A 22275-nucleotide genomic window follows, 5' to 3' on the forward strand; every position below is an offset into this window, starting at 1 on the left:
CATGCAACCAGTGGACAAAGCGGCATCGGATGCAAGATACAACGAGATGAAGCTCCGGTACGAGACGCCCGCGTTGGAATGGTCGCAAGGGCTGCCGCTCGGCAACGGCCGCCTGGGCATCGTTCTGCACGGGGACGCCGGACATGACCGGTGGACGGTGACGGAATCGACGTACTGGTCCGGCAAGCGGGAGCGGACGCCGAGCCCGTCTGCGGGCAAGGCCGATCTGGAGCGGATGCGCCGGCTGTTCTTCTCCGGCGATTACGCCCGAGGCGAAGCGGAGGCGGGGCGGCTGCTGCAGCCGGTCAAAGGCAACTTCGGCACCAATCTCCAAGTGTGCGAGCTGAAGATCGATCATGCGCACGTACTGGCGGAAGAGCGGCCGTACGCGCGCGAGCTGTCGCTTGAGGACGCGGTCGCCCGCTCCGAATGGCGGGCGGAGGGCGCCGTCTTCCGCAGCGAGTCGTTCGCTTCGCATGCGGATGGAATTGCGGTATCGCGAATCCGGAGCGATCGGCCGGGCGCTGTATCGTTCTTGCTCGGTCTCGAAGGGCGAACGGAGACGTTCGAGGCACGGACCGACGGCGCAGCGGCGATCGTCTTCGCCGGCCGGGCGACGGAGCGCGTGCACAGCGACGGCGAATGCGGCGTGAGCTGCCGAGGCGCGGTCCGCATCGCCGTGCGCGGCGGAGCCGTTCGCGCCGATGGAGACCGGCTTGTTGTCGAAGGGGCGGACGAGGCTTGGATCTGGCTGGCGCTTGACACGGATTACGAGCGGGAAGGCGAAGAATGGGCGGCCGCGGCCGAAAAGCGGCTGCGGCTCGCCCTGGACAAAGGGTACGACCGCGTGCGGGAAGACCATATCCGGGATTACCGCAGCCTGTACGGGAGGGTCGAGCTACGATTGAGCGGCAGCGGCAATGACAGCGGCAGCGATGCCGAAGTCGAGCGCGCGTCGCTGCCGACCGACGAACGGATCCGGCTGCTGCGCAGCGGCGCGGGAGAAGATCCGCAGCTGTACGCGCTGTTCTACCAGTACGGCCGCTACCTGACTATCGCCGGCTCGCGCGCCGATTCGCCGCTGCCGCTGCATCTGCAGGGCATCTGGAACGACGGCGAAGCGAACCGGATGGCCTGGAGCTGCGATTATCATCTCGATGTCAATACGGAGATGAACTATTATCCGGCCGAGAGCGGCAATCTCGGCGAATGCCAGCTGCCGCTCGTCCGCTTCGTCTCCCGGCTTGCGGAAGCCGGACGCGAGACGGCGCGGGACTTCTACGGGTGCGAGGGCTGGGTCGCCCATGTTTTTACGAACGCATGGGGCTTCACGGCGCCGGGCTGGCACTACTCTTGGGGCATGAACGTGACCGGCGGATTGTGGATCGCCGCCCAGCTGCGGGAGCGCTACGAGTTCGGACTCGACCGCGAATATTTGGAGCGCGTCGCTTATCCCGTCCTTAAGGAGGCCGCGCTGTTCTTCCTCGACTACATGACGGTGCATCCGAAGTACGGCTGGCTCGTCACCGGACCGGCCAACTCGCCGGAGAACAGCTTCTTCGCCGAAGCGGCCGGCTCGGCGCAGCATCACCTGTCGATGGGACCGACGATGGACCAGACGCTCGTGCGGGAGTTGTTCGAATTCTGTCTCGCGGCGGCGCGGACGCTGGAGACGGATCCCGAGCTGCGCGACCGGCTGGATCAGGCGCTGAAGCTTCTTCCGCCGCTGCAGGTCGGCGCGCGCGGCCAACTGCAGGAATGGCTGGAAGACTACGGAGAAGCCCAGCCCGATCATCGGCATCTGTCGCATCTATACGGGCTGTACCCGGGCCGCGCGATTACGCCGGATGCGACGCCGGAGCTTGCCGCCGCGGCGAGAACGTCGCTCGAGACCCGCAAGCGCAGCCAAGGGCTGGAAGACGTCGAATTCACGCTGGCGCTGTTCGCCTCCGGATTCGCCAGGCTGCGCGACGGCGATGAGGCGCTGACGCATCTGGCATATCTGATCGGCGAGCTCAGCTATGACAACTTGTTCACCTTCTCGAAGTCAGGCATCGCCGGCGCGGAGACCCGTATTTTCGTCGCGGACGGCAACTTCGGGGGAGCGGCCGCCATCGCCGAGATGCTCGTTCAGGGCCATGCCGGATTCGTCGAGCTGCTGCCCGCGCTTCCCGGGCAGTGGCGTTCGGGCCGCGTCTTGGGGCTGCGCGTCAAAGGCGGGCTGGAGGTCGACATCCGCTGGCAGGACGGCGAACTGAGCGAGGCGGAGATCAAGGCGTTCGCCTCCGGCGCGACCGAGGTGCGCTTCCGCGACCGCTCCGTCTCTCTGACATTTGCGCGGGGAGAGCGCATCGTCCTGGACCGCGAGCTTCGTCTCACGAAGGCGGCTGCGCTTTAACGACAGATGCAATCACGAATTTGCCGCATCGGCAACTGCGAGGGAGTTTCTCCCCGCGGTTGCTTTTCGCCGTTTTGCGGCGGGATATCTCCCGATAGGGAAAGCAGCGAGCCCGCTCGGCGAATTCGGCAACAAGCAGACGTTCCGTGGCTTTAGGCGCTATTCTAACGATGCGGAAGTCCGGCCTTACCGCGAAACAGGTTTGACGGCGACCTGACATGGCACGCGGCCGTTGCGCCGTCCGCTTATTCATTTGACTCGGAAGGAGAGTATCGAGCGTGCCCAAGCCATCCAGATTGTTCCGCAAATTTCTGCTCTCTTACCTTGCCATTTTGATCATCCCCAGCTTGGCCGGCTATATGTCCTATCGGACGTCGATCTCCGTGACGCAGTCCGTCTCGATCGAGAACAGCATCACACAACTGCAAAAAAGCCAGAGCCTGCTGGAACGAAGAATGGCCGAGGTGGAAGGCTTTACGAGAGAGTTGGCGCTGAATCCGGAACTGAACATGCTCATGAACGAGAAGCCGTCCTCCCAATCGAACGTCTACAGCATTTGGAGCTTGATGCGGGAAGTAACCGCCTTCACGCAAACGAACGATTTTCTGCAAAATTTCTTTATTTATCTGAACAATTACAATGTGATTATCACGCCAGGGACGACTTACTATCGCCCGGATCATTATTTCGATACGCAGCATTACACCGATCTGACGCTTCAGCAATGGGAGCAGAAGATGCTGAGAAGCACGCACAGAAGCGAGCTCATGCCGCTGAGCGCCTATGTGAACAAAGGGACGGATACATCCGTCATTACGTACATGCAGTCGCTTCCGCTGGACAGCTTCACCGGCTCGTCGCCCGCTACGGTGGTCGTTATGATCGATGAGAGCACCGTTAATTCGCTGTTGTCCAGCCTTCAGGAACGATACGGGGGCTGGGTGTATGTAAGCGATGCGGAAGGGCGGGATATCGGATCGATCGGCATCGACGGGCCGGAGATCGAACGTCTGCAGTCCGACGTCCGCTTCGACAAGAAGAAGACAAGCCAGTTCTATGGCGGCGATCTGGTCATCAGCATTCGTTCTCAGAAGAACGGCTGGGTATACATGGCCGGCATACCGAAGCAAGTGCTGATGAAGAACGCGAACCATATCAAGCATATGACTTGGACGGTCACCGGCGCCGCTCTGCTGATCGGGCTGCTGGCGGGTCTTGTGCTGTCTTACCGGAACAGCGCGCCGATCAACCGTCTGCTTGGCATTATGCGCGAGCAATTTGGCAGCGGCGCGGCGGCGGGACGCAACGAATACGATTTTTTGCAAGGCAATATATCGGCTATGCTGACGACGAACAAGCGGCTGGAGAACGAGCTGATCCGGCAGCTTCCGGTCGTCCGGGACGCCTTTCTGAAACGGCTTCTTGCCGGCGAGCTTCAATCGCGCGAGGAGATCAGCGCAGTCGCGTCGCAAGCGAATGTCGCTTTAAGCGAGAACGGATATGCGGCGATCATCCTGATCAACGGTTATTCGGACATGGACAGCGTTCAAATATTGAACGAGTTGAGCGCGGCCAGACTGCTGCTGAAGCAGGAATTGGCCGGGCTGAACGGTTCCGTGCTTTTGACGGATTTGGGCTCCGATCGGATCGCCGCGTTGATCGAGGTCGGGAACGAAGACGCGCAGGCATGCGCTAACGGCGAGGAAGTTGCGCAACTGCTGGAGCGGCTGTCAACGGTTGCCTTCGAAGAATATCGAATTACGATTACGGCGGCGATCGGAGAACCGTTTGCCTCCATTATGGAGGTGCCGCGTTCGTACGAGCAGGCCTTGCAGACGTTGGAGTTCGCCGTCTATACGAACAGGAAGGGCATTGTGCGGTTCAGCGACACGCCAACGGACAGCACGACCTATTATTACCCGTTGGAGTCGGAGCAGCGGCTGATCGGCACCGTCCGGGCCGGCGACGTGGAAGAGTCGAAACGGATTGTTCAGACGATCTTTGATGAAAACGCTCACAATCGGGCGCTGTCGATCGAGATGAAACATCAACTGTTGGCGGAGCTACAGGGGACGTTTATGAAGCTGATCGACCAGAAGGCTTTCCTGAAGTCGGATCAGTTCGAGAAGATCAAGCGGCGGATTGCCGAAATTCCGCGTGCGGAGACTGTGGAAGCGGCTCGCGGAGAGATCCATGCGATCATTGCGGCGCTGTGCGATATCGTCACGAGCCGCAAGAACGAGATGCATACGCAGACGGTCGAACAAATCAAGCGCGTGATCGAGGAGATGTACGCCGATCCCGAGCTTACGCTTTATCGGATCGCCGAGCAGGTGGAGCGGCCGGAGAAATACATCTCGCAATTGTTCAAGGAAGTGACGGGCGTCAACCTGTCCGACTACCTGGAGAAGGTCCGGTTGGATCATGCCGCGGAGCTGCTGCGGCGCCATACGCATACGGTTGACGAGATTTCGGAGCGCGTCGGCTATAACAGCTCGCATTCGTTCCGGCGGGCATTCAAGCGGGTGATGGGCGTATCCCCCAGCTCGTACCGGCAATCGCTTCAAGAATGAGGCTTCCGAATAAGGCTCCTGGCTGCGACAAGCAGCCGGGAGTTTCCTATTTCCGGCCTCTTCGGACTTCGCAGAAGCGTACGGCATCGAAAGTGTACCCTTGGCGGCGCAAGTGTACTTATGCGGCGGACAAGGATTCCCATCGCCGGCCGCTCCTCCGCATACGCCTTGCCGGCAAACGGGAATAAAGGCCTTCCGCCGTGCAATTGTCCCCCCTAAATCGGGGTTATTGTACGCAAAATGACGCAAGTGTACCTTCCGGGGACGGGGCTTTTCCCCTAGAATCGGTCCTGAGGAAAGCGCTATCAAAGCTTGCCGGCAAAGAGAAAGCGCAGGTTCGTTCGATGAACCTCGCCGCTTCAAATGGAATGAGGAGGAATTCATCTGAGAACGGTCACGGTCGCTAAACACCAGAGGGGCAAATCGGCGGGAGCCAGGGCTGCTCCCGGGACGAAAGCGGGCAAGAGCTTCAGGAAGCATTGGCAGCTGTATCTGCTGATCGTTCCGCCGGTTCTTTACTTTATCATTTTCAAGTACATTCCGATGTTCAACGCCGTCCTGGCCTTCAAAGACTACAACGTCATTAAGGGCATATGGGGCAGTCCGTGGGTCGGTATGAAGTATTTCAACCTTTTCTTTCATAATCCGGTGTTCGGCACGCTGCTGAAGAACACGCTGTTCATCTCCTTGTATTTGCTTGCCGCCGGTTTTCCGATCCCCATTATATTGGCGCTGGCGCTTAACGAGGTCAAGAGCGGACGATTCAAGCGGGTGGTTCAACTCGTCACGTATGCGCCTTATTTCATCTCGACCGTCGTCATGGTCTCCATTATTATGCTGTTTCTTGCGCCGAATCTGGGTATTGTGAACATGATCCTCGGCTCGCTGGGGATCGATTCGATCAACTTCCTGGGCAATCCCAATATGTTCCGTTCGGTTTACGTCTGGTCCGAGGTGTGGCAGAGCGCCGGTTATTCCGCGGTTATCTACTTGGCGGCGCTCGCCGGGGTCGACCCGTCCCTGTACGAGGCGGCGCGCGTCGACGGGGCTTCACGCCTTCAGAAAATATGGAACGTGGACGTTCCGGGCATCTTGCCGGCGGCCGTCATCATCCTGATTTTGAACGTCGGCAACGTCATGTCGATCGGCTTCGAAAAAATTTATTTGCTTCAGAATCCGCTCAATACGACAACGTCGGAGATTATTTCCACTTACGTCTACAAAATCGGGTTGTTAAATGCCAACTACAGCTTCGCGACGGCGGTCGGCCTGTTCAACTCCGTCATTAACCTGATCTTGCTCGTAACGGTCAATTTTGCGGCCAAACGGCTTTCCAAAAACAGCCTTTGGTAACGACTTCGCACGGTAAAGGAGCCATCTGCTTATGGCAGGCGTGAAACAAAAGATACGCGAATCTTACGGCGACCGGATATTTCTGGTATGCATCTACGTCTTTCTTGCGATCATATTGGCGGTCACGCTGTATCCTCTGATTTTTATCGTAAGCTCCTCGTTCAGCAGTCCTTCGGCCGTCTCCGGCGGCCGCGTATGGCTGTGGCCGGTCGAGGCGACCTTGATCGGCTATAAGTCGGCGTTGCAAAACAGCCAGATCGTGACCGGTTACGCCAACTCGATTTTTTATACGGCTTTCGGCACGCTGATTAGCGTTGCGCTGACGACGATGATCGCTTATCCGCTGTCGCGCAAAACATTTTTCGGCCGGAGCGGACTGATGATGTTCATCGTCTTCACGATGCTGTTCTCCGGCGGGCTCATTCCCACCTATCTCGTCGTGAAAGCCGTCGGACTGATCGACACGCGCTGGGCGCTGCTGCTTCCGAACGCGATTTGGGTATGGCAGGTCATCATCGCCCGGACCTTCTTCTCGACGTCGATTCCCGACGAATTGGCGGAAGCGAGCGAGATGGACGGCTGCAGCGACCTCCGCTTCATCTGGAACGTCGTCCTGTCGCTCTCCAAACCGATCCTCGCGGTTCTGGCGCTGATGTACGCCGTCGGTCAATGGAACGCCTATTTCGATGCGCTGATCTATTTGAAGACGAACGATCTTTTCCCGCTGCAGTTGTTCCTGAGATCCATCCTCATTCAGAACGCCAATTCGGGCGGGCTCAACGCCGGCCAAATCGCCGACACGCAGCAACTGCTGGCGCTGATGAAATATTCGATCATCGTCGTGTCGAGCTTGCCGGTGCTCATCGTCTATCCGTTCGTGCAGCGCTACTTCGTGCAGGGCATGCTGATCGGCTCGGTTAAAGGGTAACGGAAAGGCGCCGCGGACTTCGGCGTGCCGGACATGGAGAGGGGGGATGCCTATGTAGATCAAGGGGGCAACCCGCAACAATACCATCTATTCAACAAAAGGGAGAGGTTGCTATTGAAAAAAGTATGGACGATGGCGGCGACGCTTGTCTTGATCGCAGCGGTTGCGCTTACGGGCTGCTCCAAGAGCGGCAACGACAAGGCAAACGGAGATGCTGCCGCAAGTTCTCCGAGCGGTTCAAACGCCTCGGGAACCGAAAGCGCTTCACCTTCCAACCCGGTCACGATTAAAGTGTTTGCGGACGAGGATACCGCGAACAACCAGGATCTGGCGACGAACGCGTTCTCGAAGGAACTGGAGAACAAATTCAACATCAAGTTCGAATGGACGACGGTTCCGTTCGACGGCGCGCCCGAGAAGAGACAAATCTCGCTGGCCAGCGGCGATTATCCGGACGTATTCCTGCTTGTGTCTTACATCGATCATTTCTCGCAAAGCGATCTGCTGCGTTACGGCCAGCAGGGCGTTATTCTGCCGCTGAACGATCTGATCGACCAGTATGCGCCGAACATTAAGAAAGCGCTGGACGGCAATCCGGATTACAAAGCGATGAATACGGCTCCCGACGGCAAAATTTACGGTTTGAACGGACTGAGCGCTTGTTATCACTGCTCCTTCCCGAACAAAATGTGGGTCAACACCACTTGGATGAAGAAGCTCGGCATCGAAACGCCGAAAACGACCGACGACTTCAAGAAAATGCTCGAAGCGTTCAAAACGGAAGATCCGAACGGCAACGGCAAGCAAGACGAAATTCCGCTCAGCGGCTCCACCGAAACGTTCGGTGTCCACGTCATTCCGTTCCTGATGAACGCCTTCATTTACGACGACGATCATTCGTACCTGATGATGAACGACGGCAAGGTCGATCTGGCGGCCAACAAGCCGGAGTGGAAGGAAGGCCTGCAATATATCAAGTCGTTGTACGACGAAGGGCTGATCGATCCGGGCGCCTTCACGCAAAACGCCGATGCGTTCAAAAAAATCGGCGAGAACAAGGATGCGCAAATTTTAGGCGCCGGCGCCGGCATGCACCCCGCCATCTTCGTGGATATTGCCGACGGCAACCGTTATTCCAAAGATTATGATTCGATTCCGCCGCTGGTCGGACCGAACAACGTGCAATTTGCGACCTACAGCTACACGGGCAATGCCGGAGCGTCGTTCGTCATCACGAACAAAGCCAGCAAAGACGTGCAAATCGCCGCCATCAAAGCGCTTGATTACATCTTTACGTTCCAAGGCCAGCTGGAGGCGAACGCCGGCATCGAGAACGTCGACTGGCGCAAGCCGCAAGCCGGCGAGAAGGCGCTGGACGACACGATGCAGCCGCAATGGGCTTCGATCTCCCTGCCGGCAGGCGAGAAGCCGCACAACAATGCATGGGGCTCCCTGGGCCAATATAATCTGAGCGATGAATTCCGCGGGTCGCAAGTGCAGTCGACGGATATCTACAACGACGACGGTTACGAACGCCGCTTGTTCGACGCGACGAGAGACAACTACGACGGCAAACAGCCGAAGCAGGTGTTCCCGTACTGGGGCGTCTGGATCGATCCGAGCTCTGCGGATCAGGCAGGCATGCTGCAAACGAACATCACGAATTATATCGACCAAAGCGCGCTTCAGTTCATTACAGGCAACAAGAGCTTGGACAAAGACTGGGATGCTTACGTAAAAGGCTTTGACGGTCTCGATCTGCAAAGCTACCTCGACATTATGCAGAAAGCGTACGACTCGTCGGCGTTCGGCAAAAATTAATCGCTTACTTCTCCAAGCCCTGCCTGCCTAGCAAGCGGGGCTTTTGCAAGAGGCCTATCATCAGGACGCGTACATGCCGCCCGATTCGCTGCGCGGCAACCTTCCTTCATCATCGGCAGCAAGAGGCGGGCAAGGAGGCAATGGCTATGAATTCTTTGGAGACGGCAGGCAAGCACGCGATTCGGTACGACCGCCCCGCCGCGATTGTCGTTCACTTCGGGCACAACAACGTATGGGACATCCGGATCGCGGAAGATCACAAGGAAGAAATCGGCACGTTCGGGGAGTTGTTCGCCCGGTTGAAGGCGATCCCCGCGGATTATGCCCATCTGAGCGACGACCCTTGGTATCGCAAGTACGTTAAGATGGCAGGTGAAAATTACGAGAAGCCCTATCCCCGTCCGATGCCCTGCGGCTCTTTGCTGCTCGGCTTCGATCCGCGGACGACGGAGGTGCTCGGCCATCGGCTCCATCTGGACAGCGGGCTGTGCGACGTATATTTGCTTGTTGACGGGTCTCGCGTCACGCTGCAGCTGTTCGTCGAGCAGCAGGCCGATCGTCTCTGGGCGTCCGTGAAGGAGCCGGAGGACGGCAGCCGGGCGCTGGCGGGTCCCGCCTTCATGAACCGCATCAAGCTCATTCCCGACCCCGAGACGCCGCCGGAGCTGCCGCGATATGCCGTCTCGACGGACCGGGAGCGCCGCAGGCTGGCGTTTCGCCAGACATTGCCGTTCTCCCTGTCGGAGGACGGCACGGCGGCGGGGCATCCGCGGGACCGGGCTTTCCGGCTGTCGGTCGAGGTGCAGAGCGCCGAGACGTTCGCGGAGACGGGTGCCGAGCTGGAGGCGAGCGTTCGCTGCGCCTCCGGCTTCCTCCTATGCGTCAGCCTGGAGGAAGGCCCCGATTCGTTCGTGCCGGCGGCGGCGGATATTCCGTCGGACCGGCCCGACGAATCGGCTTTCGCCCGCGCGCTTGCAGGCTCGCTTGACGGCTGGCGCGAATATTGGTCAAGATCCGGCGTCGCGCTCGAGGACGAGGAACTGGAGCGGCTGTGGTACCGCAATCTTTATTTCTATAACTGCTCCGTCAAGCCGGACGCGACGTGTCCCGGACTGTTCGCCAACTGGAGCTACGGCAAGATCGGCTCGGAATGGCACGGCGACTACCATATGAACTACAATACCCAGCAGCCGTTCTGGGTCGCCTTCTCCAGCAATCATGCCGAGAAGCATCTCGCATATGCGAGCATGGTCGAACAAGTGCTCCCGCTCAGCCGCCGCTGGGCCCGGGACTACTACGGCTTGCGCGGCGCTTACTTCCCTCATTCCGCCTACCCGGTGGAGATGAGCATGATGCCTTATCCGGTGCCGCATTGGGGCTGGGAAGTGTGCGAGACGCCGTGGACGGTGCAAAGTCTGTGGTGGCACTATCTCTACACGATGGACCGCGAGTTTCTCGCGGACCGGGCGTTCGTGCCGATGAAGGAAGCCGTCCTGTTCATGGTCGATTACATGAAGCGGCCGGAGGCGAGCGGCGAAGGCTGGAGCGACGACCGCTATCATATCTACCCGACCGTTGTGCCGGAGCTGTACGAGCTGACGCCCGGCTTCAAGCTGAACCGCGACTGCATCGTCGACCTGACGCTGACGAAGTTCTTGTTCCGGGCGTTCGGCAGCGCCTGCGAGGCGCTGGGGCGCGAGGAGCAGGAGGCGGAGCTGCTGGCGGAAGTTCGCGACGTCCTGAGCCGCTTCCCGGATTATCCGACGGCCGAGTCGCGGCGGGGGACGGTGTTCGTCTCCGTGAGCGGCGAAGATCCCGAGGTTGTATACAACGTGCCGAACAGCGTCACGACCGTATTCCCGGGCGAGGATCACGGCTTGCACTCGGATCCCGAGACGTATGCGATCGCCGTCAACTCGTATCGTAACCACCGCAACGAAGGCGGCAACGACATTGTGTTCTGCGCGCTCGCCGGGGCCAGGCTCGGCCAGCTTGATCTGGAACGGTTCAAGCGGCAAGTGAATTACTGCATGCTGCCGAACGGCACATGCACCGACAAGCTGCTGCTCTCCGGCGGCCGCTACTCGGATACGACCCCGTTCGACTACATGTCGTCGATGGGCGTCTGGTTCGAGAACTTCGCCCTGCCCGCCGTCGTGAACGAATGCCTGCTGCAGAGCTACAACGGCATTCTGCGCTTGTTCCCGAACTGGCCGAGCGGGAAGCGGGCGGAGTTCAAGACGCTTCGCGCCGTCGGCGCCTTCCTGGTAAGCGCATTATGGGAGGACGGTGAGGTGCAGTGGGCGGAGATCCGCAGCGAAGCGGGGAGCGAACTGAAGCTGTACAGCCCGTGGACGGCGGGCGAAGTCATCGTGCGCCCGACGCGCCCGGGCGAGACGATTCGATTGACGAAGGATCGACAAGGGGGATAAAAGCAGATGACCAACCGATGGAAGCGAAGAGGAAAGCTTTGGCTGGCGCTGTTCATGGCCGTCGCCGTCATCGCGCAGTTCGGCTACGTTCCGGCGCGCGGAGACGTGGCGGAAGCGGCTGACAACGGCTTGGCCCAGAAGCCGTATATGGGCTGGAGCAGCTACAGCATGCAAGTGTATGACGGTCCGTCCGGCAACTGGATCTCCGAAGCGAAGATCAAGCAAATGTCCGACGCGATGCACGAGAAGCTGCAATCCCATGGCTATAATTACATCAATATCGATGCGGGCTGGAACGACGGCATGGACGAATACGGCCGGCCGCTTCCGAGTGCGGCGCTGTATCCGGACGGATTCGAAAATCTGGTCGATTACGTGCACGCCAACGGCCAAAAAATCGGAATTTATCTCATCCCGGGCGTGTCTCCGGACGCGGTTAACCGGAATCTTCCGATTTACGGGGCTCCCGGCTGCACGATCGGGGATATCGTCGTCAAGCCGTATCAATACGCGGACTACTGGAACATCGGCTACAAGATCGACTTCAGCAAGCCTTGCGCGCAGAAGTACGTCGATTCGGTCGCCGACCAGATCGCCTCCTGGGGCGTCGACTTCGTCAAGTTCGACAGCGTCACGCCGGGCTCGGGCCACAACGATCTGACGATCGACGCGCGCGGCGACGTCAAAGCCTGGTCCGAAGCGCTGAGCAGGCACCATATCTGGTTCGAGCTGTCCTGGGCGCTCGACCACAACTACGCGGACTATTGGAAGCAGTACGCGAACGGCTGGCGCGTCGACTGGGACGTGGAGTCCTACGACCGCAATATCGGCATGACGCAATGGGTCAACATCGCGCGGCTGTTCCCCGACGCGGAATTATGGTGGCGCGATGCCGGTCCCGGCGGCTGGAACGATTTTGACTCGCTGGACATCGGCAACGGCGCGACTTCCGGGTTGACGCGGGACGAGAGACAGACGGCGGCGACGCTGTGGGCGATATCGTCCGCGCAGTGGTTCACCGGCGACGATCTGACCAATCTGGACGATTACGGTCTGCAACTGCTGACGAACGACGAGGTCATCGCCGTCGACCAGGCCGGCCATCCCGCGCATCCGGTATCTACGGCGACGAACCAGCAGGTATGGTACGCCAACAACGGAGACGGGACGTATACGGTGGCGCTGTTCAATCTCGGCAGCAAAGGCGCGAACGTCAGCGTCGACTGGCGCGACATCGGCCTCGCCGGCTCCGCTTCCGTGCGCGATCTGTGGAGCCGCAAAGAGCTGGGCGCCTACGACACCGGGTACGGACCGGTTTACTTGGAGCCGCACGCTTCCCGCTTGTTCAAAGTAACGGCCCTAAACGGCACTTCGATCGTCAATGACGACGATACGGGAATGAGGTATACGGGCACGTGGACGCGCAACGGCGGCAAGGAGCAGGTGCACGACGCGCAGGACTTGTTCGTCGCGATCACCGATTCTTCTTCGGCCCCGAACGATTCGAAGGGCGACAACAGCGACACCGGCGACAACCGCAGCGACAACAACCGCAGCGACAACGGCAACAGCGGAGACAGCGGAGACAGCGGAGACAGCGGCAATCCTTACGCGCCTCCGGGCGTTGCGAATAACGATTCGCCGCCGGCAGACGGGAACGGCGCCTCCGTTACTCACACCGTATACATCAACGACAACGATCCGGCGATCCAGTATGCCAACCGGTGGGGCTACAGCAGCGGGCGGTCGTTCGGCGACTACGGGGACGACGTGCATTACGGCGAACCGGACAACGACAGCGGGACGGAACCGGAGTTTACGTACACGTTCACGGGCACCGGCATCGAAGTGCTGTCCGAGCTGGGTCCGAGCGACGGGAAGATGGACGTGTACATCGACGGCCAGCTGATGACGACGGCCGATTCCGAGGGATCGCCGCAAGCGGGCGAATATTCCGCGTACAGCATATCCGATTTGCCTCAAGGCTCGCATACGCTGAGAGTCGTCCGCAACGGAAGCGGCCAATATTACCTCATCCTGGACGCCTTGAAGGTGACGACGGACACGCTGCTTGGCCGGCTTTCGGCGAGCGTCTTCAACAAGGACGAGCCGGCCGACATTACCGTGGATCTGCCGTTCGGCGCAAGCTCGTTGACCGGCATCAAGAACGGCGATACGGCGCTTCAGCCGAACGCCGACTATACGATCGACGGCAGCACCGTGACGATCAAGAAGGAATATTGGCTGCAGCAGCCTTCCGGCGGGACGACAACGCTTGATTTCGGCTTTGCCGGAGGCGATGGACAGAGCCTGTCGGTCGCGATTACCGGGACGTCGATCGCTCCGGCGACGGCGAGCTTCGACAAGCGCCCGGCGGCCCAGGCGGATATCGCGGTGACGCTGACGCTTGGCGACGGCGATAGCCTGACCGGCATCAACGACGGCACGGACAACCTGAAGGAAGGCGAAGACTACACGGTTGCCGGAGTCGTCGTCACCATTCTGAAGTCGTATTTGGCCAGCCGGCCGGTCGGCGTCACGAGTCTGACGTTCGAGTTCGATCGGAGCGATTCGCGGACGCTGGCCGTCACGGTGAGCAACTCGGCTTCGCCGGGCCGCTATTTGACGGTGAACAACGACGATCCGGGCATTCAGTACACCGGATCGTGGAATCGCAGCAGCGGCCGCGATCTGGGAGACTACAAGGACGATGTGCAGTGGGCGGAGAATAACGGCGATTTCTTTGCGTATACATTCCAAGGAATGGGCATCGACTACATTACGGAGGTAGATCAAGGCCAGGGAGACGTCGAGATTTTCATCGACGGCGTAAGCCAAGGGACGGTCAGCACGTATGGGGCGGACGCCCACAATAAGCCTCAGCAGACCGTATACTCCATCTCGGGATTGACGAACGGCTTCCATACGCTGAAGGCGGTCAAAAAATCGGGTCAATTCATGCTGCTTGACGCGCTGCGCGTGCAGCTTCCCGATTTGATCGACGTATCGTCGGCCGACTTCGATAAGGGAGCTTCCGCGCCGGCCGACGTAAGCGTCAACGTTCTTGGCAGCGTCGCCAGTCTGAGCGGCATCTCGAACGGAGCGAACCGGCTCGTGAACGGCGTCGATTACACGATTACGGGCCGGCAGGTGACGATCAAGAAGGAATACCTCGCGGCTCAGCCGGTCGGAACCCTTCATCTGACGTTCTCCTTCCAGGGCGACTACGGGGATGACGTTCATTCGACCGCGACGGACGGGGATTATTACCAGTATTCGTTCAAAGGCACGGGCATCGAGCTGCTGGCTCCGACGAGTCCCGACCAGGGGGAGATGGACATCTACATCGACGGCGAGCTGAAGCGGACGGTTGACGCCAACTCCGCGTCCAGAGCCCCGCAGCAAAGCCTGTTCAGCATTTCCGCGCTGCGGGCCGGTACGCATACGCTCAAGGTCGTCAAGCGATCGGGAGAGATCATGCTGGCGGACGCGCTCCGGTTCGACGTCGCGCCGAACAGAGGCGCGGCGCCGACGGGCGGAGGAAGCTCGGGGGCAGCCGATCCGGGGACGATCGACGTCGTGCGTTCGACGCTGCCCGACGGTACGGTCAAGGACGAAGCGAGGCTCTCGGACGATAACGTTCAGGCGTTGATCGATAAGGCGAAGACGGCGGGCGCGAAGTCGGCGGCCCTCGATCTGCCGGACGCGCAGGACGAAGTGTCGCTGACGAACGTCCTGCTAACGAAGGACTCGCTCGGCTTGCTTGCGGACAGCGGGCTCGGACTGGATCTCGACACGGCCAATGTGAAGGTGCAGATTCCGAACGCGTCTTTGCAAGGCTTGAACAACGACGTTTATTTTAGCATCGTCCCCGTCAAATCGACGGATGACGGCCAGAAGCTGGAGCAGCGGGCCAACGCGGCGACGGTTGTGCTGGCGGCAGCCGAAGGAGGCAAGGCGACGCTCGTCGGACGCCCGATGAGCATCGAGACGAATTTGCTTGACCGCGAGGCCACGCTTGTGCTGCCGATTCGGGACGATACCTTAAGCGACGCCGATCTGCAGCAGCTCGGCGTGTACATCGAGCACAGCGACGGTACGACCGAGTTCAAGCAGGGCGCCGTCACCGCATTCGACGGCGGCCGGGGAATCCGGTTCACGGCGAACAAGTTCAGCACGTTCGCGCTTCTCAAGCTGGAGGGCGGCGCGTCGGCCTTGTCGCACGAGCCGTATATGCAAGGCTACGAGGGCGGCCTGTTCAAGCCGGACAACAGCGTCACCCGCGCCGAGATGGCCGCGATTCTGTCCCGCGTCGTCAAGCGCGAAGCGACCGGAGGCGATCGCGCTTACAGCGACGTTCGCCCGGGATACTGGGCGGCAGAAGCGATCGCCCAAGTAACCCGCATGGGCTTGATGCACGGCTACGCGGACGGAACCTTCAAGCCGCAGGAACCGCTGACACGCGCCGAGATGGCGGCTCTCGTCGCCGGTCTCGCGCCGGCCGGCGCACAGCCGGGAACGGGCTATGCGGACACCGTCGGGCATTGGGCGCAAGCGGCGATCGAGACCGTTCAAGGCGCCGGCTACATGAAGGGCTACGCGGACGGAACGTTCCGCCCGGCCAGCCCGTTGACGCGCGCCGAGGCGGTCGCCGTCATCAACCGGGTGCTCGACAGAGGTCCGCTCTACGGACTGGAGCGCTCGCCGTGGAAGGATGTGCCGGACAGCTGTTGGGCGGTTCGGGACATCGAGGAGGCGTCGGTCGCCCACCGCTCCGTGCCAAGATCGGCCGGAGGGGAACAGGCGGCGGACTGAGACTCTCCCGGATATCCAAATGAACGAAGGGGCTATTCCCAGGTTTTCGGACCTGCGGATAGCCCCTTTTAAAGGCCGCTTGCCGGCCCGGCCCGATCGATCTCGCCATGCCGCCCGCGGGAACGGACCTTGCCGTATGATCTGCCTGTCGCCGTACACGCGGCCGTGGCCGTTCCTTTTTTAACCGAGCGCCAATTCCCGCTTCTTGAAGAACGTCTTGAGCGCGTTGTAGATCTCGGCTTTATCGCGGATGACGTAGTAGAGGAATTGCTGATCGTCGAGATGCTTGTAGGCCGACATCAGCGTGCTGCTGCGGTTGTACTGGTTCACTTCGCCGTAGCCGAAAATATTCGCAACATTCAGAATTTCTTTGATAAGCCTCACGCAGCGCTCGTTGTCGCTTGTCAGGTTGTCGCCGTCGGAGAAATGGAAGGGATAGATGTTGTAAAGCGAAGGGGGATAACGCTTTTCGATAATTTCGAGCGCCTTGATATAGGCGGAGGAACAAATCGTGCCGCCGCTCTCCCCTCGCGTGAAGAATTCTTCCTCGGACACTTCCTTCGCTTCCGTATGGTGGGCGATGAAGACGATCTCCACCTTTTCGTATTGGCGCCTTAAAAATCTCGTCATCCAGAAGAAGAACGACCGCGCGCAATACTTCTCGAAGCTGCCCATGGAGCCGGAAGTGTCCATCATGGCGAGAATGACCGCGTTGTTCTGGGGCTTGACGATCTCCTCCCAAGTCTTGAAGCGAAGATCGTCCGGCGTAATGCCGGCGATCACGGGACGGCCGTCGCGGGAGTTGCGGCGCAGATTTTCCAGGATCGTCCGCTTCTTGTCGATGTTGGACATGATGCCCTTGCGCCGGATATCGTTGAAGCGCACGTCCTTCACTTCGATCTGATCTTTCTCCTTGCGCTTCAGATAGGGCAGCTCCATCTCCTCGAACAGCAGGTTCTCCAGCTCCGCGATCGAGATCTCGGCTTCGACGACATCGTCTCCCGGTTGGTCGCCCGCTCCTTCTCCCTTGCCCGGACCGTTCGCCGGTTCCGTGCCCAGCACATCGCCGACCTGGCTGTCCCCGTCTCCTTGCCCGACGTGCTTGCGCTTGTGGTGATTATAAATAAAACGATATTCCTCCATGCTCCGGATCGGAATTTTAATGATTTGCCTGCCGTCGGACAGAATGATATTCTCCTCCGACAGCAGGTCGGGCAAGTTTTGCTTGATGGCTTCGCGAACCTTCTGTTGATGCCGCGACTGATCCTGATAACCTTTGCGGTGCAAAGACCAGTCTTCGCGTGACAAGATAAACGCCGGCTCAGTCATGGCGAGACACCACCTTATTTGTCTTTTAATTTTCGTGTGTTATTCAATATATTCTCGCGCATGCAAACGATGTGTGCGATTTTCCGGCCGTCAGCTCGCTTTCGTACAATTCTGCGCTTGTCCGCGGCAAATTGTCCCATTTCCTTCATGGCTTCTCCGCGGTAAAAAGGGTATGATCATACTATCGGAACACTAAGGAGGATTCACTATGCTTCAAAGATATACAGCGATTGGCGCCGTCATCGCGCTGCTGTCCGTCGCGTTCGGCGCTTTCGGCGCGCATGCGCTCAAGGGACATCTGTCGGAAGACGATTTATCCGTGTTCGAGACGGGAGTCCGCTATCAGATGTACCACGGGCTCGGCATTTTGCTCGTGGCGCTGCTCTCCGACCGGCTCGGCTCCGGCAAGCTGGCGCTCTGGTCCGCGCGCCTGCTTACCATCGGCGTCGTCCTGTTCTCCGGCAGCCTCTACGCCCTTTCGCTATCGGGCATCGGCGCTTTCGGTCCGATCACGCCGCTTGGCGGCGTTGCTTTCCTCGCGGGATGGCTTTGCTTGGCGCTCTCAGTCCGGAAATCGAACAGATAGCTCCGGCGCTGGCGATTTTATGAAACATTGTAGAAAACGTTATTCAGTAATTTTGAACTTTGTTTTATAATGGAAATAGACATCAGTTGACACGTTTCCCGTAGGGGAGGAAGGACGTCGACAAGTGAACGGATGGCCCGACGAATCGTCATACCAACTCGAACTGCTGAAATCGATCTACAACAGTCCGGTCACTATTGCCGTCTTAGACAGACATGGAGTCGTCTTGGACTTTAATCACGATCCCTACGAGACGTTCGGCTGCTCCAAAACGGATATGCTGGGCCGGCGCTTCGCCGAATGGCTGGACGAGGAATCGTACCACGACGCCGTGCAAGCGTTCCGGCGGACGCTTGCGGGGAAGCCGGGCACGCAGAGCGTCCGCATCGTGAACAAGGCCGGGGGCCACGTCGATCTGAACGCGAATTTGGCCCCGTTGTCGAACGAAGGCGAGATTGTCGGCGTCGTGGTCTTTATGCAGGATATCAGCGAACACAAGCGATCGCTCAACCGCATTCATTATATGGCCTACTACGACGATATGACCGGCTTGCCGAACCGCCGCTTCTTTACGAGCCGGCTGGAAGAGAAGCTGGTCGAATCGTATCGGGACGGCACGCTTCTCGCGGTTTGCTACCTGGATGTGGACCGGTTTAAGCTTGTAAACGCTTCTTACGGCCGGGATTCGGGGGATATGCTGCTGCTGCAAATCGCGGAACGGCTCACCCGCTTCTTCCCCGATCCGGGCAGCTTGGCCCGAATGGAAGGCGACGAGTTCGCCGGTCTGCTGACGGATGTGAAGAGCGCGGAGGAGGTCGCCTCCCGGATGGACGAGCTGATGAGGCTGTTCGAAGCGCCGTTCGAGCTTGGCAGCGTGCCGCTGCACGTGTCCGTCAGCATCGGGGTTATGATCGGGCAGGGGCTTGAGGAGGACGGCGCCACGCTCCTCAAGAAGGCCGACGCCGCCCTGTACCGGGCGAAGGAGAACGGGCGCAACGATTACCAGCTGTACACGTCCGATTTCGAGCATCAGGCGCTGCACAAGCTGACGCTGCAGCACGAGATGATGAACGCGCTGCAGAACGGGGAATTTCTCCTTCATTATCAGCCGCAATACGATCTTGCGACCGGGAGGATCGTCGGACTGGAGGCGCTTGTCCGCTGGATGCATCCGGAGCGCGGTCTCGTTCCGCCCGGGGAGTTCATTCCCGCGGCCGAAGACAGCGGCATTATCGTGCCGCTAGGCGACTGGGTGCTGCAGGAGGCTTGCCGGCAGAACAAGGAATGGCAGGACGCCGGAATGACGCCGATTCCCGTATCGGTCAATCTGTCGTTCCGCCAATTCACGCAGCGCAATCTGATCGGGAAGATTGCCGGCGTACTCCGGCAGACCGGGCTGGATCCGAGCTATTTGAAGCTGGAAATTACGGAGAGCATGACGATGGACGTGGAGAGGGCGCTGTCGTTCCTGAGGGAATTGAGGGAACTGGGCGTCGGCATCAGCATTGACGATTTCGGCACGGGATACAGCTCCTTCCACTATTTAAGCAACTTCCCGATCGGCAGCCTGAAGATCGACCGCTCCTTCGTGCGGGACATCGACGGCAACGCGAACAACGCCGCGATCGTCGCCGCGATTATCGCCATGGCGCACAACCTGCAGCTTCAGGTGATCGCCGAAGGCGTCGAGACGATCGAGCAAGTTCGCTTCCTGCAGCAGCATGGCTGCGACGAGATGCAAGGGTATTTCGGCAGTCCGCCGCTCCCCGGCCATGGAATCGTCCAACTGCTCGACAAGGACGAATCGGCTTGGCCGGCTTCTTGATTCGCATAAGTTAACTATTAAAGAAACGCCGCAAACTCGTGTCGAGTTGCGGCGTTTCTTTATGCCGGACATTCCGTTGCTACTCCAGGAAATCGTCGATTTCGTTCAGGTTGACCGAATAAACTCTCTTCTCGTCAACGTGGTACAAGGTAAGGAGCTCCAGGTCGGGATCGAAATTGACGACCCGGCAAGGCATGCTCAGCTTGACGCCCTTGCCTTTGTTCAAGTTGACGCGAATCAGCTTGTTCGATTGAATGTATTCGCGGATACGGGAATCCAGTCCGTCGGTAAGAATCGGCGCGGAGGAGGCTGCACTCGAAGTCTCCTCCGCGATCCGCTCCCCCAACCGAATTCCCGATTGAATTCGGTAGTCGGCGAAATGTCCTTCGTTCAGGACCCGAAGCAGACGCTCCAAGGCGACTCCGTTAGTCGGGGCATGCACCAAGATATCGACTTGGAACAAAAAGGAGCCGTCATCTGTTTTTTTTCTACGACAGCATAATTAGCTAACAAAACAATTGCTCCCATTCATGCTCAAGTGCAGCCAGGTACGCCTTGGGATCTCGATTAAAACGTCTGCGCTCTACATGCTCGTTCAAACGGGAACACCATTCCAATTTACATTTCTTATAGGTGGTATAGTCAACGGAGCGTAAGCGGCTTTCAATGTGTTCCTGACCAAGTGCGTCCCGAATGAGGACGATCAATTCGCCATTGCGCTGGATGTAGGTATTCCAATTCCGAAGTCCCGTGATGCGGCGGTGGTTAGCCTTCGTCTGCCGAAAAAATTGCTCTAAATCATTGTTCGTTCGCGGAAGGTGGTATTCGTCGTAACAAGTAAACAGACCATTCCAGAACCCGTTTGTATACCGGAGTATGTTGTCCACCATGGGAGCGTCTTCGGGCTTGGTGTACGTTTGTTTCATCCAGTCCAGCAGCACGGTCATTTCCCATCGCACCGTTTCACTGGTTTTGTCCGTTTCGGGTTCCAATAGGTTCGCAATCTGTTCCAGCGGCTTTCGCCACCGAGCCACGGTCTCGTAGACAGGCAGCAGCGGTTCTATTTTGCTGAAAATTCGGACGATACCTTCAAGGAGCGAAGGCCCCTTTTTTATCCAAGCATCGAGCTAACGAGGCTTGAATCGCTTGCGCGCGTTCGTAGATCAGCATACCCGGCAACTCGAGCGGGGGATCACCATCTTCTAGCAGTAAGGCGCGAACGGCCGCGATGTATTTCTTGGTGATCTGAGCTTCGGCCATTTCCGCCGTCGGTTGTTCCTTTGTGGATTCGCTCGCGGCAATGGTTTCGTTTTCGCTGGCGCGATTTTCGATTTGTTCGATTTTACGCTCGACTTCTCGAATTCCGCGCATGCTTTTCTTTAGTTCCGTCTTGAGTTTGCGATCCGCGTCCACTACCGGTTTTGCAATATCCTTCAAGTAATGATACTGGCAATACTGATACGGAACGTCGGGTAGCAGGCCTTCAAACGCCAGGCGGATCGAATGCTGGCCGTCGCTGACGATCCCGACAATGGGAAAGCCGAGTTCGATCACGGGCAGGATGAGCGTTTGCAATTCTGCCGCTGCGCCGCTTTTCATGTTCTTCGCGGCAAGCACCGTCCCGCTGAATACTTCGCGCAGCACATACAGTGTTTCGTTGCCCTTTTCCGGCTGGACGCCATCCATGGATAAGATGATGCCGCCGTTTTGTTCCGTCGTTTCGGCCAGTACCTTGCGGACATGGTCATCGAGACTGGCAGCCAAAAGGACTTGATACCGCTCATACAGATTTTGCGCGTGACGTTCGCTCGTTTGGATTCCGCGTTCGTTCAGGGTGTCCGTCAGTTCTTTAACCGTCATATGATGCTTGAATCGCAACTCGCCGACCAGAGCCAGCACATCGTAGCCATAGGACGAGTGCTTCATGCTGAGCATCTCCGCTTCGGCTGATTTATACGAGACGCCCGTATGCGAGCATGTTGGATTCTTGCAAGCGTACGCCATGCTCCATGCGTCGATGACACCGTTCAGCGTGGAAATCTTTTTATGCCAGGCCGTATGCGAACGTTGCAGCTTCGTTTCGCAATGCGGGCAGTGCGTCATTTCGGTTCGGAAATAGATCCGGGGGGCAGCACCTAACCGATTTTTAGGAAGCATAGGGGGCAACTCCTTTACAAAGTTGATCCCCTTTTACTTCGACAAAAGAAAGGAAAAT

General features: G+C 58.8%; 13 protein-coding genes. 9 read left to right on the plus strand and 4 right to left on the minus strand.

Going from position 1 to position 22275, the window contains the following annotated elements:
- The first annotated feature begins 1 nt into the window (after window position 1).
- The 7 genes from G485_RS0105640 (at window position 2) to G485_RS28240 (ending at window position 16320) form a co-directional block, all read left to right on the plus strand.
- Window positions 2–2398: a glycoside hydrolase family 95 protein gene (locus G485_RS0105640; protein WP_051318049.1), complete on the plus strand. Its 2397-nt coding sequence runs from the start codon at window positions 2–4 to the stop codon at window positions 2396–2398.
- Between the two features lie 278 nt (window positions 2399–2676).
- The gene (locus G485_RS0105645) at window positions 2677–4971 is read left to right on the plus strand and encodes a helix-turn-helix domain-containing protein (protein WP_027091754.1); all 2295 of its coding nucleotides are present in this window, start codon (window positions 2677–2679) and stop codon (window positions 4969–4971) included.
- 498 nt (window positions 4972–5469) lie between these two features.
- Window positions 5470–6324, plus strand: a complete 855-nt coding sequence (locus tag G485_RS0105650) for an ABC transporter permease (RefSeq protein ID WP_027091755.1) — start codon at window positions 5470–5472, stop codon at window positions 6322–6324.
- 31 nt (window positions 6325–6355) lie between these two features.
- Complete coding sequence (locus G485_RS0105655; RefSeq protein WP_027091756.1) at window positions 6356–7252, plus strand: carbohydrate ABC transporter permease; 897 nt, start codon at window positions 6356–6358, stop codon at window positions 7250–7252.
- A 114-nt stretch (window positions 7253–7366) separates the two neighbouring features.
- The gene (locus G485_RS0105660; RefSeq protein ID WP_027091757.1) at window positions 7367–9073 is read left to right on the plus strand and encodes an ABC transporter substrate-binding protein; all 1707 of its coding nucleotides are present in this window, start codon (window positions 7367–7369) and stop codon (window positions 9071–9073) included.
- A 146-nt stretch (window positions 9074–9219) separates the two neighbouring features.
- Complete coding sequence (locus tag G485_RS25235) at window positions 9220–11505, plus strand: glycosyl hydrolase family 95 catalytic domain-containing protein (RefSeq protein WP_051318050.1); 2286 nt, start codon at window positions 9220–9222, stop codon at window positions 11503–11505.
- A gap of 6 nt (window positions 11506–11511) precedes the next feature.
- Window positions 11512–16320 (plus strand): X2-like carbohydrate binding domain-containing protein, encoded by a 4809-nt coding sequence (locus G485_RS28240; protein ID WP_051318051.1) that lies wholly within the window; start codon window positions 11512–11514, stop codon window positions 16318–16320.
- Window positions 16321–16500: 180 nt separating this feature from the next.
- Here the strand turns inward: G485_RS28240 and yhbH are convergent, their stop codons facing one another.
- Complete coding sequence (yhbH, locus tag G485_RS0105675) at window positions 16501–17649, minus strand: sporulation protein YhbH (protein WP_027091758.1); 1149 nt, start codon at window positions 17647–17649, stop codon at window positions 16501–16503.
- A gap of 208 nt (window positions 17650–17857) precedes the next feature.
- On the opposite strand from yhbH, the gene G485_RS0105680 reads away from it, so the two are divergent.
- The gene (locus G485_RS0105680) at window positions 17858–18235 is read left to right on the plus strand and encodes a DUF423 domain-containing protein (RefSeq protein WP_027091759.1); all 378 of its coding nucleotides are present in this window, start codon (window positions 17858–17860) and stop codon (window positions 18233–18235) included.
- Window positions 18236–18359: 124 nt separating this feature from the next.
- A complete protein-coding gene (locus G485_RS25250; protein WP_035154902.1) occupies window positions 18360–20060 on the plus strand; it encodes a sensor domain-containing protein in 1701 nt (566 codons plus the stop codon).
- A gap of 79 nt (window positions 20061–20139) precedes the next feature.
- Here the strand turns inward: G485_RS25250 and G485_RS28245 are convergent, their stop codons facing one another.
- From G485_RS28245 to G485_RS0105700, 3 genes are all read right to left on the minus strand, one after another.
- Window positions 20140–20475, minus strand: coding sequence for a hypothetical protein (locus tag G485_RS28245; protein ID WP_027091760.1), 336 nt, complete (start codon window positions 20473–20475; stop codon window positions 20140–20142).
- A 91-nt stretch (window positions 20476–20566) separates the two neighbouring features.
- Window positions 20567–21007, minus strand: a complete 441-nt coding sequence (locus G485_RS0105695; RefSeq protein ID WP_027091761.1) for a hypothetical protein — start codon at window positions 21005–21007, stop codon at window positions 20567–20569.
- Between the two features lie 142 nt (window positions 21008–21149).
- A complete protein-coding gene (locus tag G485_RS0105700; RefSeq protein WP_169732297.1) occupies window positions 21150–22217 on the minus strand; it encodes a transposase in 1068 nt (355 codons plus the stop codon).
- Window positions 22218–22275: the final 58 nt, after the last annotated feature.

The sequence above is a fragment of the Cohnella thermotolerans DSM 17683 genome, from assembly GCF_000429825.1.
Taxonomy (GTDB): Bacteria; Bacillota; Bacilli; order Paenibacillales; family Paenibacillaceae; genus Cohnella; species Cohnella thermotolerans.

Excerpts from the sequence above, each read along its gene's own strand:
- G485_RS0105640 (WP_051318049.1), top strand. The coding sequence starts at position 2 with ATGCAACCAGTGGACAAAGCGGCATCGGATGCAAGATACAACGAGATG.
- G485_RS0105655 (WP_027091756.1), top strand. The coding sequence starts at position 6,356 with ATGGCAGGCGTGAAACAAAAGATACGCGAATCTTACGGCGACCGGATA.
- G485_RS25235 (WP_051318050.1), top strand. The coding sequence starts at position 9,220 with ATGAATTCTTTGGAGACGGCAGGCAAGCACGCGATTCGGTACGACCGC.
- G485_RS0105700 (WP_169732297.1), bottom strand. The coding sequence starts at position 22,217 with ATGCTTCCTAAAAATCGGTTAGGTGCTGCCCCCCGGATCTATTTCCGA.
- G485_RS0105680 (WP_027091759.1), top strand. The coding sequence starts at position 17,858 with ATGCTTCAAAGATATACAGCGATTGGCGCCGTCATCGCGCTGCTGTCC.
- G485_RS0105695 (WP_027091761.1), bottom strand. The coding sequence starts at position 21,007 with ATGACCGTGCTGCTGGACTGGATGAAACAAACGTACACCAAGCCCGAA.
- G485_RS28240 (WP_051318051.1), top strand. The coding sequence starts at position 11,512 with ATGACCAACCGATGGAAGCGAAGAGGAAAGCTTTGGCTGGCGCTGTTC.
- yhbH (WP_027091758.1), bottom strand. The coding sequence starts at position 17,649 with ATGACTGAGCCGGCGTTTATCTTGTCACGCGAAGACTGGTCTTTGCAC.